The following is a 12,905-nucleotide window of genomic DNA, read 5'->3' as shown; positions in this document are numbered from 1 at the left end:
CAAGCGTTCTCCCTTTTACTCAAGAAGGGAGAATGCAGACGCTCTACGCACTTCACCGGCGCCCGTCGTGCGCGATCCCTTCGGCAACGTGCTGACCGTGCTTGACCAGAACAAGGGCACCTTCACGACCGATGCCGAGTGCAAGGTGACCGGCGTGGCACCGTAAAGTCGACGGGCCTCAGCGCGGCCACAGACACATCTCGGCGCCGAGCAGCAGAAGGCAGACGAGAAACCAGCGGCGGAAGGTTGCCGGCGCAATCCGATCGCGCAGCCCCTGCCCGGCCCACATGCCCGCCAGTGCCGGCAGGATCGCCAAGACCGAAAGCGCAAGATTGTCCCCTTCGAAGGCGTTGCGCAGGCCGAGCGAGGCTGCAAGCGCAACCGTAGAGACGGTGAAGGACAGGCCGAGCGCCTGCACCAGATCATCCTTCGCAAGCCCGAGCGCCTGCAGATAAGGCACGGCCGGGACGACGAAAACGCCTGTGCTGCCCGTGACGAGGCCCGTCGCCGCACCGATGACGGGCGTAAGCCATGGCTCCATCGCCGCCGGCACGCGGAGCGGACGGCCAAACAGCGCATAGGCAGCATAGAGCACCAGCGTTGCGCCAAGCCCCTTGGTCGTAAGGCTGGTATCGCCGCTCGCAAGCCATGCCGACCCAATCATCGTTCCCGCAACGACGGCTGTCATCATCGGCCAGAACCGCCGCAGAAGCGGAGCGAAGCTCGGGCCTGCAAACAACTGCCAGAGATTGGTGACTGACGATGGTGCGATCAGCAGGCTTGCCGCCGTCAGCGGCGAGGTCAAAACGCCCAATATGCCCATGGCGACCGTTGGAAGTCCCATGCCGGTGACACCCTTCACGAGGCCGGCGGCAAAGAAAGTCGCGGTGATTGCTGACAGGAAGGCGATGGAAAGCTCGGACATGCCGCATCGGTAGCAGCTCCTAGGCCACGGACAATGCGGAAGTTCCCGAGCCTGCCTTCGGCTGGTCCGAAGGCACAAAATATCCTATCGTGGCAAAATGCGTTTCGATCTGACCGACCTTCGCCTGTTTCTCGCCGTCGTCGATGCCGGCAGCATCACCCATGGGGCGGCAGATGCAGGGCTCTCGCTTGCCGCTGCGAGCGAACGCCTGCGCGACATGGAGGCGCTCGGCGAAGTCATCCTGCTGGAACGCGGCCGGCGCGGCGTCTCGCCAACAGAAGCCGGGGAAGCGCTCGCCCACCATGCCCGCGTGATTCTCGGCCAGATCAGGCAGATGCATGGCGAGCTCGGTGAATATGCGCGGGGGCTGCGCTCGACGATCAGCATTCTCGCCAACACGGCTGCCATATCGGAACATCTGCCTGAACGGCTCGCATCCTGGATGGCCGCCAACCCGCAGGTGGATCTGCAGTTGAAGGAACGGCAGAGCCTCGAGATTGCCAGAAGCGTGGCGGCTGGCCACGCCGAGATCGGCATCCTCTCGGCCGCGGCGGATATGGCTGGGCTGGCGGTAAGACCTTTCGCCATGGATCGGCTCGTCGTCGTTGTCAGCAAGGGCCATCCCCTGGCCCGAGAGAGCCGTGTCCGCTTCGCCGATCTCGTCGATGAGCATTTCATCGGCCTCGCCGGCGGCGCCCTGCAGGATCATATCGATGTGCAGGCGGGCCGCATCGGCATCAGGCTGAAGACCCGCGTGCGGCTGCGCGATTTCGGGGCCATCTGCCGGCTGGCGGGTGCCGATATCGGTATCGGCATCGTGCCTGAAACGGCCGCCCGCCGCGCCGGGCGATCATCCGGGATTGTCGTTCTCCGCCTCTCGGATGACTGGGCGACACGGCAGCTGGTGGTCTGCACGGCAGAACGAGCGGAATTATCGATCCATGCCCGCAGCCTTCTGGATCATCTGATGTCGGCCTGAGGAAACGCCCGGACGGACGCGTTATTCAAGGTTGTGCTTATATTTTTCTCGTGCAAGGCTGAAGCAAGCGGGAGGAAACTGCCATGAATGGTGCGGACAGCCTGTGTGATACGCTCCTGGCAAACGACGTCAGGGTTTGTTTTGCCAATCCCGGCACGTCGGAAATGCATTTCGTGGCCGCCCTCGACCGCAAGCCGGAAATGCGCTGCGTTCTTGGCCTCTCCGAGGGCGTTGTGACGGGCGCGGCCGATGGTTATGCGCGCATGACCGATCACCCGGCGGCGACATTGCTGCACACCGGGCCGGGGCTCGCCAATGGCCTTGCCAATCTCCACAATGCCCGCCGCGCCAGAGTACCGGTCATCAACATCGTCGGCGATCATGCCTCCTATCATCTTCCCCTTGACGCGCCGCTGACATCTGACATCGAGAGCTTGGCAGGCGCGATGTCCAACTGGGTGCACCGTATCCGCAGCCCGGAAGAAATTGCCGGCGCGACGGAGGCCGCCTACCGTGCCTCAATGTCACCGCCCAGTGTGGCAACGCTCATCCTGCCGGCGGATGCTGCCTGGGGCGATGTCGAAGCGGAGCAGCCGGTGAGGCTGTCTCGGCCAGTGCCATCGGCCGTGAACATGGACGTCGTGCGCGAGGTTGCCGCCGCCATCAGAGACACGCCCGGAGAGGCTGGAATTCTGGTCAGCGGTGCGGCTGCCCGCGCTGACTGCCTGGAGATTGCGGGTGCAATTGCGGCTGCCAGGGATGTGCGTCTCTTCAGCGAGATGCAACTGCCGAGGGTCGAGCGCGGCCGCGGCCGTGTCGCCGTGACCCGCATCCCCTACCCGATCGACGCCGCCCTGGATCTACTGGCCGATATCGATGTGCTGGTATTGGTTGGCGCGCCCGAGCCTGTCGCCTTCTTTGCCTATCCGGGCAAGCCCGGAAGGCTGGTGCGCAAAGGCTGCAAGGTTCTGACCCTGGCAAGGCATGGCGAAGATCTGAAAGGCGCGCTGGAAGCACTCAGGGACGAACTTGGCGTCAGGCCATCGCAGCCTCTGCCAAGGGCAAGTACCGCTTCCGACCATATCACTCCTTTCGGGCATCTGACCGAAGATGCGATCGCCGTGATGGTGGCGGAAAGACTTCCCGACAATGCCATCGTCTGCGACGAGGGGGTCACCTCGGCCCGCCGCTTCTTCGAACTTTCGGCCGGCTCGGCGCCGCACGATTACCTGATGAACACGGGCGGCTCGATCGGCTGCGGCATACCGCTTGCGACGGGTGCGGCGATCGCCTGTCCCGACCGCAAGGTCATCAATCTGCAGGCCGATGGCAGCGCCATGTACACGGTGCAGGGCCTGTGGACGCAGGCGCGTGAAAACCTCGACGTGGTGACGATCATCTTCGCCAACCGCGCCTATGCCGTGCTTCATGCCGAAATGCGCAATGTCGGCGTCAACGGAATCGGCGAAAACGCCCGGCGGATGATGGACCTCGATCACCCCGCCTGGGACTGGGTTTTGATCGCCAAGGGCATGGGCGTCGATGCCGCGGGCGCGCACAGCTGCGAGCAATTTGCCGATCTCTTCGACAGCGCGCTCAGGCGCCGCGGGCCGTTTCTGATCGAAGCGATCATCTGATCGCGACGACGAACGCGTTGAAGCCCTGCCCCGCTCGCTGTGGCGCGAAAGCCTGGGACGGGTGATGAGCGCCAGCGCCGCCGATTTCCTGACCAAGCTTTACGAGGTTCACAGCCGAGGCGGCCTCATCGACGTCGAGCCGAATGCGCCCGATGTCCGCAGAGGCTCCACCGAGCTGATCGACGTGCTTCGGCCTGTTATCGCCACACGGTGACTTTGAGAAAGATCGTCCTTGCAAGCCGGAACCGGATGAGGCTGCGGGGATTTACCCCTCAGCACAGGAGGTTCAGATGATCCGCAAACTGAAGTCAGGCGAATATCGTCTCTATTCCCGCAAACCCGATGCGAAGACGCACAAACGCAAGAACCTTGGCACCTTCAAGACCCGGGAAGCCGCCGAAAAACATGAGCGCGAGGTACAGTATTTCAAGCATCACTAGAGCAATTCCAGCAGCAAAGTGTGGAGCAGGTGTCCGGCCCGCTTCAGCAGCAATGGCGCCGTTGTCAAAACCGCTCAGGGTGGGCTGCAGATCGGCTTCACCTCAGCGGCCGACCGTGCCCTTCGGATCGTCCCGATAAGGGTCGCGGCGATTGGGGTCGCTGTAATAAGTCCGGTAGCCGCCGCTCGAATAGGTCTCTCGATAGGTGCCATTGAGCTGCTGATGCGTCTGCGAATAGAGATCTCCGTTCCGATACGTATTGTAGCCGCCACCGAGATTCTGCTCTCTGATATAGGTATTGCCTGAACTGTCGGTAGAACACGGAGCCGAAACCAGATCGCAGGAAGCAGACGCGTTTCCGGCGGCGAACAAGAAAATCCCAAACAAAATCGCCTTCATGCAAACTCCTTTTTCGCGAAAATCGGCGTCGCGCACGAGAGCAATGTAACGTAACGGCGAAAAAGAACAAATGGAAAACATCCGGGCCTGTCCCGGCAACATATTCCAGCATGGCGCGAGGCCGAGTTTCTTCTGCTCCCGGCACTCGGCCCGGGATATCGCAGAATAGGCGCAAAGTGCTGACGACTTTGATCTGCGTCAATGACGATGATATCGGGCAAATACATACATTAGAAAATACTTATTTTAATTCCGGTTTACTGCGCTATTCTTCGCTGAGGAGCGGCCCAGCTTCGCGGCGTAGGTACTGACGCCTAGTGTGAAGGTGTAATTGGGCTATTCCTTTAAAGGGGGGACGATGCGGTATTGCAATGGCATCACAGATAGGCCTTTTCTCACAGAGTTTCTGGGGTTGCGGACGACTCGCAGGGCAATCATCGCCTTGGCCTTGGCAAGCGCAGTAGTCGTGCCGTCGTTTGCGAACGGCGGCAAAGTCGATCCCCAAGTCGATCCCAAAGCCGTTCTCAGGTCGATGTCGGACTATCTGGCAAGGCAGTCGACGATCTCGGCGAAGTTCAACTCGAGCATCGAGGTGATCACGCCGGAACTCGAGAAAATCCAGTTCGACAGTTCGACGACCCTGCAGTTGAAGCGTCCCGACAAATTGAGAGTGGAGCGTGTTGGCGGTTATGCAGCTGTGGAGATGATCTTCGACGGGACCACGCTGACGATCCATGACATCGACAACAAGAAGTATGCGCAGGCGAGCGCCGGCGGGACGATTGATGCCCTGGTCGATCGGATGCGCCATGAGTTCGGCATCGGTGCGCCGGGCGTTGATCTGCTCTTGAGCGATGTCTATGCCGCCTTGAGCGCAGACGTGCTGGCCGCAAAATACATCGGCCAGGGTGTCATCGATGGTGTCGAGTGCGAGCACCTCGCCTTCAGGAACAACGAGACCGATTGGCAGCTCTGGGTCAGAACAGGTCCGGAACCGATCCCGTGCAAGATGGTGATCACCAGCAAGACGGTGACCGGCTCGCCGCAATACACGGTCGAGGTCCGGGATTGGAAGCCAGGTGCGGCAATCGGGAATGCGGCGTTTGAATTCAAGGTCGATGGCGCGGGCTCGAAGGTGGAGATCAAGGATCTTTCGGCTCTCGACGAGGTGCCGCCTGCCGCGACAGAAGGAGCGCAACAATGAACATCACGAAAACGATGATCGCCGGCATGGTTGGCCTCAGCGCTCTGGTCATGGCCGACAATGGCTCATTGTCGAATCCCGAGACCTGGGTCGGCAAGGCCGAGGCGCGTATCGGTCGGCCGGCGACGCCGATGAGCTATGCCGGCGTGGCAAGGCGGACGACACGCCGAGCCGTCGCCGTGGGCGCGGCGGCGTCGACCGGCTGCCGGACCGTCTACGATGCCTACGGCCGAGCGGTGACGACCTGTTATTGAGCCGGCTTGATGCTGCATTGATAGGGCAATTGCCTCGAACCCGCCACGCTCACGCGCAGCATGCCTTAGGAACGCTTTACAAGAATGGTGAAGGCGTATCTGCCGACGGCGAGCAGGCGCGTGACTGGTTTCTGGGAGCGGCAAACCAGGGGGCACATGTCGGCTAGGCAAATGCGAACAGAACAGGCGCCGACTGTGGCAATCAAGCCACGGTTACAAAATGCCGCCGGCAACCAAAAATATTAGCAGTCGAAAATATTTGGAAAAATCTGAGACCTCGATCATGATCGAGGCTGTTGGGGCGGGATTCGGCTTTCATCGCGCGCTGAGCATTTGCGGGGGAAATAATGAAATCTTCTGTCATTCGAACTCTGGCCTGCATCGGAATCTGTTTCATCACCGGCGGTGCCTTGGCCGCGGACATCCAATCCCCGATGACGCCGCAGCTGCAGCCGATAAAGACCGAAAGTGGCTGGACGTTTACATTCGTGCCCTATTTCTGGGCGGCAGGGCTGTCGGGCGACGTTGCCCAGTTCGGACTGCCGGAAGTTCAGGTCGATGCCAGCTTCAGCGACATCCTCGATCACCTCGATTTCGCCGCGATGGCGATGGGGGAAGCCCGTTACGGACCTTACAGCATCTTCGGCGATGTAATCTATTCGAAGATATCAGGTCAGTCGGGCACGCCGAGGGGGATTTTGGCGACTGACGTCGAACTCTCGTCCGAAACCTTCGCAGGCTTGCTTGGTGCCGGTTACTCGGTCTACGAGGACAATGCAGCGCGGCTCGACATTGTCGGCGGCGGGCGCGTGTGGTCCGTCAAAAGCGAACTGTCCTTCAGCGGCGGCTTTCTCGACGGACGTTCTGCCACCGATGAGGCAACCTGGGTCGATGGCATGGCCGGTTTCAAGGGAACCTATTCCATCACCCCGGAAATCTACCTGACCGGTTGGGGACTTATCGGTGCCGGCGGTGCCGACCTTGATTGGGACGTCGCCGCGGCGATCGGCTACAACTTCAACAACACCGTCTCGGCGCTTGCCGGCTACCGCGCACTCGGGGTCGATTACAGCAACGACGGATTCGTCTTCGATGTGGTCCAACAGGGACCCATGCTTGGGCTCAAGGTGAAGTTCTAAGCCGCGCAAGAATGAGCGAATGGCTGACAGCGACAAAACAATGGGCGCGATCCGTGAAACGCGACGTGGTCGCACTCTGGATTGCCGCGCGTGACAGCCGAACGCCTGTTGTGGCCAAAATCGTCGCCGGCGCGGTTGCTGCCTACGCGCTTTCGCCCGTCGATCTCATCCCGGATTTCGTGCCCGTGCTCGGCTATCTCGATGATCTCATCATCGTTCCGTTCGGCATCCTCATCGCCATCCGCCTCATTCCGGAGCCGCTGATGGCGGAATTCCGGGACATGGCCACCCAGCGGGCACAGCGCCCGGTCAGCCGTTCGGGGCTTATCGCGATCATCGTCATCTGGCTGATCGCCGCGGCTTTTTGCATCTGGTCTGCACGGAATCTGTTTCTTCGCTGAGCCGAAATTCGGATGGAGACTGTAGAGTTCCGCTGGTCGCTGGTCCTCGTCTAAAGACTGGCCCCACGATCAGGCAAAAGGGCCAAGCAGCCCACTCGGGCAATTTAGCTGGGCTCAGATCGACGCAAGGATGCGTCAGCTCTATCCCTGAGCCCTCATAGAGGTCTAGCCATCACGCCGGCGGCATTTTCTCGAATTTCGGCACGGCCGGATCGAGGTGGTCCCAAGCATATCCGGCCGCGGTCCAGGACACCAGTTGCGGCTGATAGCGGCTCGGGTCGTCGAGGCTTGCCGGCGTGACGATGAAGACCTCGGGCATGTCGGGAAACGTCATGTAGACGGCCGAACCGCATGTCGGGCAGAAGCCGCGCTGCTTAACGGTTCCGCCCTCGCCGACCGTCTGCCACGAGGATGCCTCTCCCTCGACCTTCACCTCCGCAGCGATAAAGGTCAGATGCGATTGATGCCCGGTGCCGCTGGAGCGCTGACACTGCCGGCACTGGCAATCGACCATGACGGCCGGCTCGCCTGATATCTCGTAGCGGATCGCGCCACAGGCGCAGCCACCGGTATGGGACTTGGTCATGTCGTTCTCCTCTTGAATCAATGCCGTATCCGCGAAGACGCCTCTTCGGCGACGACGGTGTCTAGCCGCTCGACAACCTTCTTCCAGCCCTCGCTCATGTTGCGATAGGCGGTGTCGTTCCTGGGAAGCACGAAGCCGGAATGAACGAGGCGCAGGCGTGTGCCTGTGTCGGTCCTGGCAAGAGTGAAGGTGACGACCGTCTCCAGTTTCGAGCCGTAGCCGTCGGCATTGCTCTCATGGCCCCCCTTCCACGCATAGGACAGCCGCTGGTTCGGTACGACTTCAAGCACCTCGCAATGGATGGTGCCATCCCATTCGCCTGCCGGTTTGGTCTGAAAGGTGAAGCGGTTGCCGGCCACAGGCGCAAATCCATCAGGTGGCATCAACCAGCGGCCGATCAGGTCTCCGCTGGTCAGTGCCTTCCAGATGATGTCAGGCGCATGCGGGAAGACTTCGTCGACCACGATGGCCTGCGTGTCGGAGGCGTGCCTCTCGGGGTGAATGACTTGGTTCATGGGTCGATTTCCTTCAAGAGCTTTCTGAGATCGGTGAAGCGTTCGCGCCAGAAGATGCCGTAATGGCTCATCCAGTCGGCCAGCGGCGCCAGACCGCCGGGCTCGGCGCGGTAATAGACGTTGCGGCCCTCCGGGCGCTCGCTGACGAGACCGGCCTGTTTCAAGGATTTGAGATGCTGGGAGATGGCGCCTTGCGTGACCTTGCTGCCGCGGGTCAGTTCGACCACGGTGATCTCTTCGGAATTGACGATGCGCTCGAACACGGCCCGCCGCGTGGGATCGGCAAGGGCGCGCATGACGGCGGTTATGGTTTCAGCTTCGATCATGGAAAATCCAATAGTGGATGCTGATCAATTAGTCAACACTATTGTATTTGATTACGCATGGAAACCGGATGATGCAATCAGCGTGACGCCTTACGATCTGGTATCGTTGAGATCATCCTGTTCGGTTCGGGCGCGGCCCGCCGCATCGAGCGCCTGCACACTGACGGCGGCAACAAGGCCGGTCAGTATGATGCCGCAAAGGCCGATCGGCACGAACAGGATGCGTGCTATGGTACTCTTCGGCGCAAGATCGCCGTAGCCGATCGTCAGACCGGTGACGAAGGTGAAATACAGGCTCTCACCAATGCCCCAGCCCTCGATCCAGCCGACAACGGCGCCAGCCCCGACCATGACGATCAGCACGCCGGAAAAAATCGGCCAGAGGATGCGGATCTGGTTGAAAAGCGCCGCGAAGAACAGGCGTCTCATCCGTGTACTCGATTGAAATGTCGTACCGATCTTTGTCGTCATGTCCCTGCCATTCCCCTCCTGCAATCCATCGGGCCAATCCATCGGGCATGCGTCCCCAGCCGCCATTCGGCAGGGCGAATGATCAGGACGGACTTGCCGGCGGTAGGACGAACAGGGTGAAAGCGAAAATCCCGTAAAGCGCCAGAGCCATGACCCCCGCATACCAGGCGCCGCGTCCGCCATTGGACAAGAGCGTGGCGGCGAGCGTGGCAACGATCATCATTGTCACCGCGCCGCGCCAGAATTGCAGCGTCATGGGTTCCGGGCCGATGAAATAGCTGACCACCACCAGGAGAGGCGCGACGAAGAGCGCGATCTGGGCCGCACTGCCGAGCGCGATGCCGACGCTGAGATCCAGCCGATCGGCACGCGCCGCCGAAAAGGCCGTCGTCATTTCCGCGGCCGCGCCCACCAGCGCCACGACGATGAAACCGACAAAGGCCGGCGTCATGCCGAGATGTTCGGCGGCAACCTGCACCGATCCGACGAAGATCTCGCTGACCAGCGCCACCAGCAGCGTCACGACAACCAGCAGGACGAGAGCCAGCGTCATTGGCCACGGTTTCTCCTCTTCGCCGCCATGGCTGACGCTGGCGAAAAGCTCCTTGTGGGTGCGCAGCGAAAAGAACATGCCGAGTGCGTAGACGACGATGAGCAGGATCGAAAGCCCGAGGCTCAGCGTCTGCGACACTTCGGGTGCCGGCGGCTGATCCGCTTCGCTGAGCAGCGACGGCACAAGAACCGCGATCGTTGCCAGGAACAGCAAGCTAGCCTGAAAGCGCGCATTGACCCTATTGAATTCCTGAATGTGATGCTTGAGCCCGCCGAGCAGGAAAGAACCGCCGAGCATGAACAGCGTATTGGTGACGATCGCGCCCGCCAGCGACGCCTTGACCAGCAGATATTGCCCCGCCTGCAGGGCCGCCAGCGAAATGACGAGTTCGGTCAGGTTTCCGAGCGTGGCATTGAGCAGTCCGCCGACTGCATCTCCCGTCCTTGCCGCAACCGCCTCGGTCGCCCGGCTCAAGAGAGCGGCCAGCGGCACGATCGCCACGACCGACAGCAGGAACAACAGCGTGTGCGCGTCGGGTGTGAACCGCTCCAGCACAATGACGACAGGCACGAAAACGATGAGCGCAAGAAGGGGCGATTGACGGACCTCGTCCATAATGGCCCTTCCCACTGATGATGACGGCGTAATAGAAGGCCCTTCTGCAGGCTTGCCCATCCCCTTCCCCCTTAAGAGGAGCAACCGATGGCCAATTTTACCACCGTCTCTGGCTGTTGTCGCGCTACGCAAGCATCGGTCGATCGGATGCTTCCGGCCTCGATCTCCCGCCTGCCGCGCAGATACATGGCGATACAAAAAGCCCCGATGGCGGAAACATTTCCAATTCATTCCTCTGCTCAAATGCCCTCGTCGCCCGATCAAGGGGCTCAAGCAACTGACGGAAGGATATGGAAATGAATGCGATCAAGATCGTGGCAATGACTGCCCTGCTCGCTGTCGGCGCAATGCAGCTGGCACCCGCCTATGCCGACCAACCGATTAAGCGCACCGATCTCGTCCATGATGATATCGACGTGCCCGGCCACCAGGCCGTCCAGGTCCGCGTCGATTTCGCCCCCGGCGCCCTTGCGCCGAAGCACCAGCATCCGGGCGAAGAGATCGCCTATGTCATCGAAGGTTCGTTGGAGTATGAGCTCGATGGCCGGAAACCGGTGACACTCAAGGCCGGCCAGTCGCTCTTCATTCCCTCGGGCGTTGCCCACTCGGCAAGGAATGTCGGCATTAGCAAGGCCTCGGAACTGGCGACCTATATCGTCACCAAGGGGTCACCGCTCGTCGTGCCGGTGAAATAGCCCAACGCGGGCCACCTCGTCTTGCGGCGGATGGCCCGCGTGTCGGCAGAGGATCAACCCGCGACGCGGCCTTTAGCTGGATTTCGTGACGATTTCCGGGCCTCGATATAGTGCCGCAGGGCAGCCGGCTCATCGGTCTGGATGGTGCTGATACCGGCATCCATGAGGCGGCCCCAGATGGCGTCGGGATCGGCGAGCGCCCTGGGATCGGTCCATTCGCCGCTGGCAGCCATGTCAAGTGTATTGAACCAGATCGCCATATTGGCATCCCTGAAGAGCTGCTGATTGTTTGCGATGGTCTTGAGATCGTCGAAGCGCAACTCGCACATGAAGGGCTTGAGCTCCGAGAGCAGCGCCAGCCTGTCGCCGACATCGCCAGCCGAAAACTGCGCCATCGCCATGAAGGGCACGCCTTCGATAGTCTGGGCGCGCACCCAGTCGATGTCTGCGCGGTTCATCACGACGGTCTTGAGGTCGACGGAAGATGCGACGCCCATCTCGCGGGCGCAGGCTGCTACCTCCGAAAACAACCCGCGATCCTTCAGATCCAGATCGGCAAAGATACGGCCGCGAATGGCTTCGAAAGCCTGCTTCAGCGTTGGAATGCGCTGGTCGGTGACGGCGCGATTTTCGCCGCCATTGCCTTCGCGCAGCGTGATCGCCTGCAGTTCGGCCATGGTGAAAGTCTCCGCATCGCGGTCGATGCCGGCCATGCGCGAGAGCGTATCGTCATGCATCAGGAAAAGCTCGCCATCGGCGCTCTTGCGCACGTCGATTTCGACGATATCGGCGCCGGCGGCAATGGCGTTCTCGATGGAGGCCAGGCTGTTTTCCGGCGCGCCGTGCCAGGCGCCGCGATGGGCGACGATGGCGCAGGAGCGGTTCGGGTCGGCGATGAAGTCTTTGTAGCTCATGGTCTTTCCTTATGTGTCAGCCGCGACGGCCGGCGAGGTATGATTTCAGTGCGACCGGTTCATCGGTCTGGATAAGCGAGATGCCGGCCTCGATAAGCCGGCCCCAGATGGCGTCAGGATCCGCAATGGCGGCCGCATCGGTGAAGCCGGCAAAGGCGACGGAATCGAGCGTATTGGCCCATAGCTTCATGCCCGTCTCGCCGATACGGGTATGGAGAGCCGAGATATCGTCGATATGGTCGAAGCAGACTTCGCAAACGGGCGGCGCGAGTCGGAACAGGAGATCCAGCTCGGCTGCCGCATGCGTAGCGCCGATCCGTGACTTCGCCATGAACAACATGCCGTGAGGCATGACTGTCTCGCGCACCCAGGCAAGATCCTCTGCAGTGCGAAGACTGCCCCAGATATCCACCTGCGCCTCGACATCAAGGTCGCGGGCACAGGCGATGACCTCGGGGATGACGGCCCGATCCTTGACATCGAGATGCAGGAAGATGCGGTTGCGGGTGAGATCGAAAAGCTCTCGCAGGCTCGCCAGTTTCTCGCCGGTCATCTCATTGCCTTCGCCGCCATCGCGGTTTTTCAGCGTGAGGCTCGCGAGGCGCTCGGAACTCAGCGCCTCCGGCACCGCGTCGATGCCGGCCATGCGCTGAAGCGTCTTGTCATGCAGCAGGAACAGCCCGCCATCGGCGCTGCGGCGCACGTCGATCTCGACGACATCGCAGCCCGCGCGGATCGCCGCTTCGATGGCAGCAAGGCTGTTTTCGGGCGCATCGCGCCAGATGCCGCGATGCGCCACGACCGCACAGTCCCTTTGGGGCGCGCGCACATAGTCAGTGTAGTTCATGGAGG

General features: G+C 61.3%; 19 protein-coding genes. 9 read left to right on the top strand and 10 right to left on the bottom strand.

Annotated features, from left to right (window positions below; translation table 11 throughout):
• Positions 1-178: 178 nt before the first annotated feature.
• On the bottom strand, positions 179-925 hold the full coding sequence (locus tag FHT87_RS20085; RefSeq protein WP_183804522.1) for a sulfite exporter TauE/SafE family protein: 747 nt from the start codon (positions 923-925) through the stop codon (positions 179-181).
• A 97-nt stretch (positions 926-1,022) separates the two neighbouring features.
• Here FHT87_RS20085 and FHT87_RS20080 point away from each other — a divergent pair, with 97 nt between their 5' ends.
• The 4 genes from FHT87_RS20080 (at position 1,023) to FHT87_RS20065 (ending at position 3,981) form a co-directional block, all read left to right on the top strand.
• Positions 1,023-1,904 carry a LysR family transcriptional regulator gene (locus FHT87_RS20080; RefSeq protein WP_183804519.1) on the top strand — a complete coding sequence of 294 codons (882 nt, stop codon included), beginning with the start codon at positions 1,023-1,025 and terminating at the stop codon, positions 1,902-1,904.
• Between the two features lie 83 nt (positions 1,905-1,987).
• Complete coding sequence (locus FHT87_RS20075) at positions 1,988-3,541, top strand: acetolactate synthase large subunit (RefSeq protein ID WP_183804516.1); 1,554 nt, start codon at positions 1,988-1,990, stop codon at positions 3,539-3,541.
• A gap of 64 nt (positions 3,542-3,605) precedes the next feature.
• Entirely contained in the window at positions 3,606-3,755 is a 150-nt protein-coding gene (locus FHT87_RS20070) for a hypothetical protein (RefSeq protein WP_183804513.1), read from the top strand.
• A gap of 76 nt (positions 3,756-3,831) precedes the next feature.
• Entirely contained in the window at positions 3,832-3,981 is a 150-nt protein-coding gene (locus FHT87_RS20065) for a hypothetical protein (protein ID WP_113308362.1), read from the top strand.
• A 102-nt stretch (positions 3,982-4,083) separates the two neighbouring features.
• Here the strand turns inward: FHT87_RS20065 and FHT87_RS20060 are convergent, their stop codons facing one another.
• Entirely contained in the window at positions 4,084-4,380 is a 297-nt protein-coding gene (locus FHT87_RS20060; protein ID WP_183804511.1) for a hypothetical protein, read from the bottom strand.
• 331 nt (positions 4,381-4,711) lie between these two features.
• Here FHT87_RS20060 and FHT87_RS20055 point away from each other — a divergent pair, with 331 nt between their 5' ends.
• A complete protein-coding gene (locus FHT87_RS20055; RefSeq protein ID WP_246699648.1) occupies positions 4,712-5,584 on the top strand; it encodes a DUF2092 domain-containing protein in 873 nt (290 codons plus the stop codon).
• Between the two features lie 50 nt (positions 5,585-5,634).
• Positions 5,635-5,838, top strand: coding sequence for a hypothetical protein (locus FHT87_RS20050; RefSeq protein WP_246698214.1), 204 nt, complete (start codon positions 5,635-5,637; stop codon positions 5,836-5,838).
• 202 nt (positions 5,839-6,040) lie between these two features.
• On the opposite strand, the gene FHT87_RS20045 is transcribed toward FHT87_RS20050, so the two are convergent.
• Complete coding sequence (locus FHT87_RS20045) at positions 6,041-6,262, bottom strand: hypothetical protein (RefSeq protein WP_183805092.1); 222 nt, start codon at positions 6,260-6,262, stop codon at positions 6,041-6,043.
• Between FHT87_RS20045 and FHT87_RS20040 the strand changes: the two genes are divergently transcribed.
• Positions 6,186-6,977 (top strand): hypothetical protein, encoded by a 792-nt coding sequence (locus tag FHT87_RS20040; protein WP_183804508.1) that lies wholly within the window; start codon positions 6,186-6,188, stop codon positions 6,975-6,977. The two genes, FHT87_RS20045 and FHT87_RS20040, sit on opposite strands and share 77 nt — an antisense overlap.
• Positions 6,978-6,988: 11 nt before the next feature.
• Entirely contained in the window at positions 6,989-7,378 is a 390-nt protein-coding gene (locus FHT87_RS20035; RefSeq protein WP_183734836.1) for a YkvA family protein, read from the top strand.
• 172 nt (positions 7,379-7,550) lie between these two features.
• Here the strand turns inward: FHT87_RS20035 and FHT87_RS20030 are convergent, their stop codons facing one another.
• The 5 genes from FHT87_RS20030 to cax all read right to left on the bottom strand — a co-directional run bounded on the left by FHT87_RS20030 (position 7,551) and on the right by cax (position 10,504).
• Entirely contained in the window at positions 7,551-7,964 is a 414-nt protein-coding gene (locus FHT87_RS20030) for a GFA family protein (protein WP_183734835.1), read from the bottom strand.
• A gap of 17 nt (positions 7,965-7,981) precedes the next feature.
• A complete protein-coding gene (locus tag FHT87_RS20025) occupies positions 7,982-8,479 on the bottom strand; it encodes an SRPBCC domain-containing protein (RefSeq protein WP_183734834.1) in 498 nt (165 codons plus the stop codon).
• Complete coding sequence (locus FHT87_RS20020; RefSeq protein ID WP_183734833.1) at positions 8,476-8,805, bottom strand: metalloregulator ArsR/SmtB family transcription factor; 330 nt, start codon at positions 8,803-8,805, stop codon at positions 8,476-8,478. Before FHT87_RS20020 ends, FHT87_RS20025 begins: the two co-directional genes overlap by 4 nt.
• Before the next feature lie 90 nt (positions 8,806-8,895).
• Positions 8,896-9,234 carry a potassium channel family protein gene (locus FHT87_RS20015; RefSeq protein ID WP_183735093.1) on the bottom strand — a complete coding sequence of 113 codons (339 nt, stop codon included), beginning with the start codon at positions 9,232-9,234 and terminating at the stop codon, positions 8,896-8,898.
• Positions 9,235-9,358: 124 nt separating this feature from the next.
• Positions 9,359-10,504 carry a calcium/proton exchanger gene (cax, locus tag FHT87_RS20010; RefSeq protein ID WP_183734832.1) on the bottom strand — a complete coding sequence of 382 codons (1,146 nt, stop codon included), beginning with the start codon at positions 10,502-10,504 and terminating at the stop codon, positions 9,359-9,361.
• A gap of 236 nt (positions 10,505-10,740) precedes the next feature.
• Here cax and FHT87_RS20005 point away from each other — a divergent pair, with 236 nt between their 5' ends.
• Positions 10,741-11,139: a cupin domain-containing protein gene (locus FHT87_RS20005; protein ID WP_183734831.1), complete on the top strand. Its 399-nt coding sequence runs from the start codon at positions 10,741-10,743 to the stop codon at positions 11,137-11,139.
• 53 nt (positions 11,140-11,192) lie between these two features.
• Here the strand turns inward: FHT87_RS20005 and FHT87_RS20000 are convergent, their stop codons facing one another.
• The gene (locus tag FHT87_RS20000; RefSeq protein WP_183734830.1) at positions 11,193-12,053 is read right to left on the bottom strand and encodes a glycerophosphodiester phosphodiesterase family protein; all 861 of its coding nucleotides are present in this window, start codon (positions 12,051-12,053) and stop codon (positions 11,193-11,195) included.
• Positions 12,054-12,069: 16 nt separating this feature from the next.
• Positions 12,070-12,900, bottom strand: a complete 831-nt coding sequence (locus FHT87_RS19995; RefSeq protein ID WP_183734829.1) for a glycerophosphodiester phosphodiesterase family protein — start codon at positions 12,898-12,900, stop codon at positions 12,070-12,072.
• Between the last annotated feature and the right edge of the window lie 5 nt (positions 12,901-12,905).

The organism is Rhizobium sp. BK316 (assembly GCF_014193695.1).
In the GTDB taxonomy this organism is placed as follows: domain Bacteria; phylum Pseudomonadota; class Alphaproteobacteria; order Rhizobiales; family Rhizobiaceae; genus Rhizobium.
The sequence above is the reverse complement of the archived record's forward strand: the minus strand, read 5'-3'. Positions and strand labels throughout refer to the sequence as shown.

Coding starts and splice junctions, on each gene's coding strand:
- FHT87_RS20085 (WP_183804522.1), bottom strand. CDS start 925: ATGTCCGAGCTTTCCATCGCCTTCCTGTCAGCAATCACCGCGACTTTC.
- FHT87_RS20080 (WP_183804519.1), top strand. CDS start 1,023: ATGCGTTTCGATCTGACCGACCTTCGCCTGTTTCTCGCCGTCGTCGAT.
- FHT87_RS20075 (WP_183804516.1), top strand. CDS start 1,988: ATGAATGGTGCGGACAGCCTGTGTGATACGCTCCTGGCAAACGACGTC.
- FHT87_RS20070 (WP_183804513.1), top strand. CDS start 3,606: ATGAGCGCCAGCGCCGCCGATTTCCTGACCAAGCTTTACGAGGTTCAC.
- FHT87_RS20065 (WP_113308362.1), top strand. CDS start 3,832: ATGATCCGCAAACTGAAGTCAGGCGAATATCGTCTCTATTCCCGCAAA.
- FHT87_RS20060 (WP_183804511.1), bottom strand. CDS start 4,380: ATGAAGGCGATTTTGTTTGGGATTTTCTTGTTCGCCGCCGGAAACGCG.
- FHT87_RS20050 (WP_246698214.1), top strand. CDS start 5,635: ATGGCCGACAATGGCTCATTGTCGAATCCCGAGACCTGGGTCGGCAAG.
- FHT87_RS20040 (WP_183804508.1), top strand. CDS start 6,186: ATGAAATCTTCTGTCATTCGAACTCTGGCCTGCATCGGAATCTGTTTC.
- FHT87_RS20045 (WP_183805092.1), bottom strand. CDS start 6,262: ATGTCCGCGGCCAAGGCACCGCCGGTGATGAAACAGATTCCGATGCAG.
- FHT87_RS20035 (WP_183734836.1), top strand. CDS start 6,989: ATGAGCGAATGGCTGACAGCGACAAAACAATGGGCGCGATCCGTGAAA.
- FHT87_RS20030 (WP_183734835.1), bottom strand. CDS start 7,964: ATGACCAAGTCCCATACCGGTGGCTGCGCCTGTGGCGCGATCCGCTAC.
- FHT87_RS20025 (WP_183734834.1), bottom strand. CDS start 8,479: ATGAACCAAGTCATTCACCCCGAGAGGCACGCCTCCGACACGCAGGCC.
- FHT87_RS20020 (WP_183734833.1), bottom strand. CDS start 8,805: ATGATCGAAGCTGAAACCATAACCGCCGTCATGCGCGCCCTTGCCGAT.
- FHT87_RS20015 (WP_183735093.1), bottom strand. CDS start 9,234: ATGAGACGCCTGTTCTTCGCGGCGCTTTTCAACCAGATCCGCATCCTC.
- cax (WP_183734832.1), bottom strand. CDS start 10,504: ATGGGCAAGCCTGCAGAAGGGCCTTCTATTACGCCGTCATCATCAGTG.
- FHT87_RS20005 (WP_183734831.1), top strand. CDS start 10,741: ATGAATGCGATCAAGATCGTGGCAATGACTGCCCTGCTCGCTGTCGGC.
- FHT87_RS20000 (WP_183734830.1), bottom strand. CDS start 12,053: ATGAGCTACAAAGACTTCATCGCCGACCCGAACCGCTCCTGCGCCATC.
- FHT87_RS19995 (WP_183734829.1), bottom strand. CDS start 12,900: ATGAACTACACTGACTATGTGCGCGCGCCCCAAAGGGACTGTGCGGTC.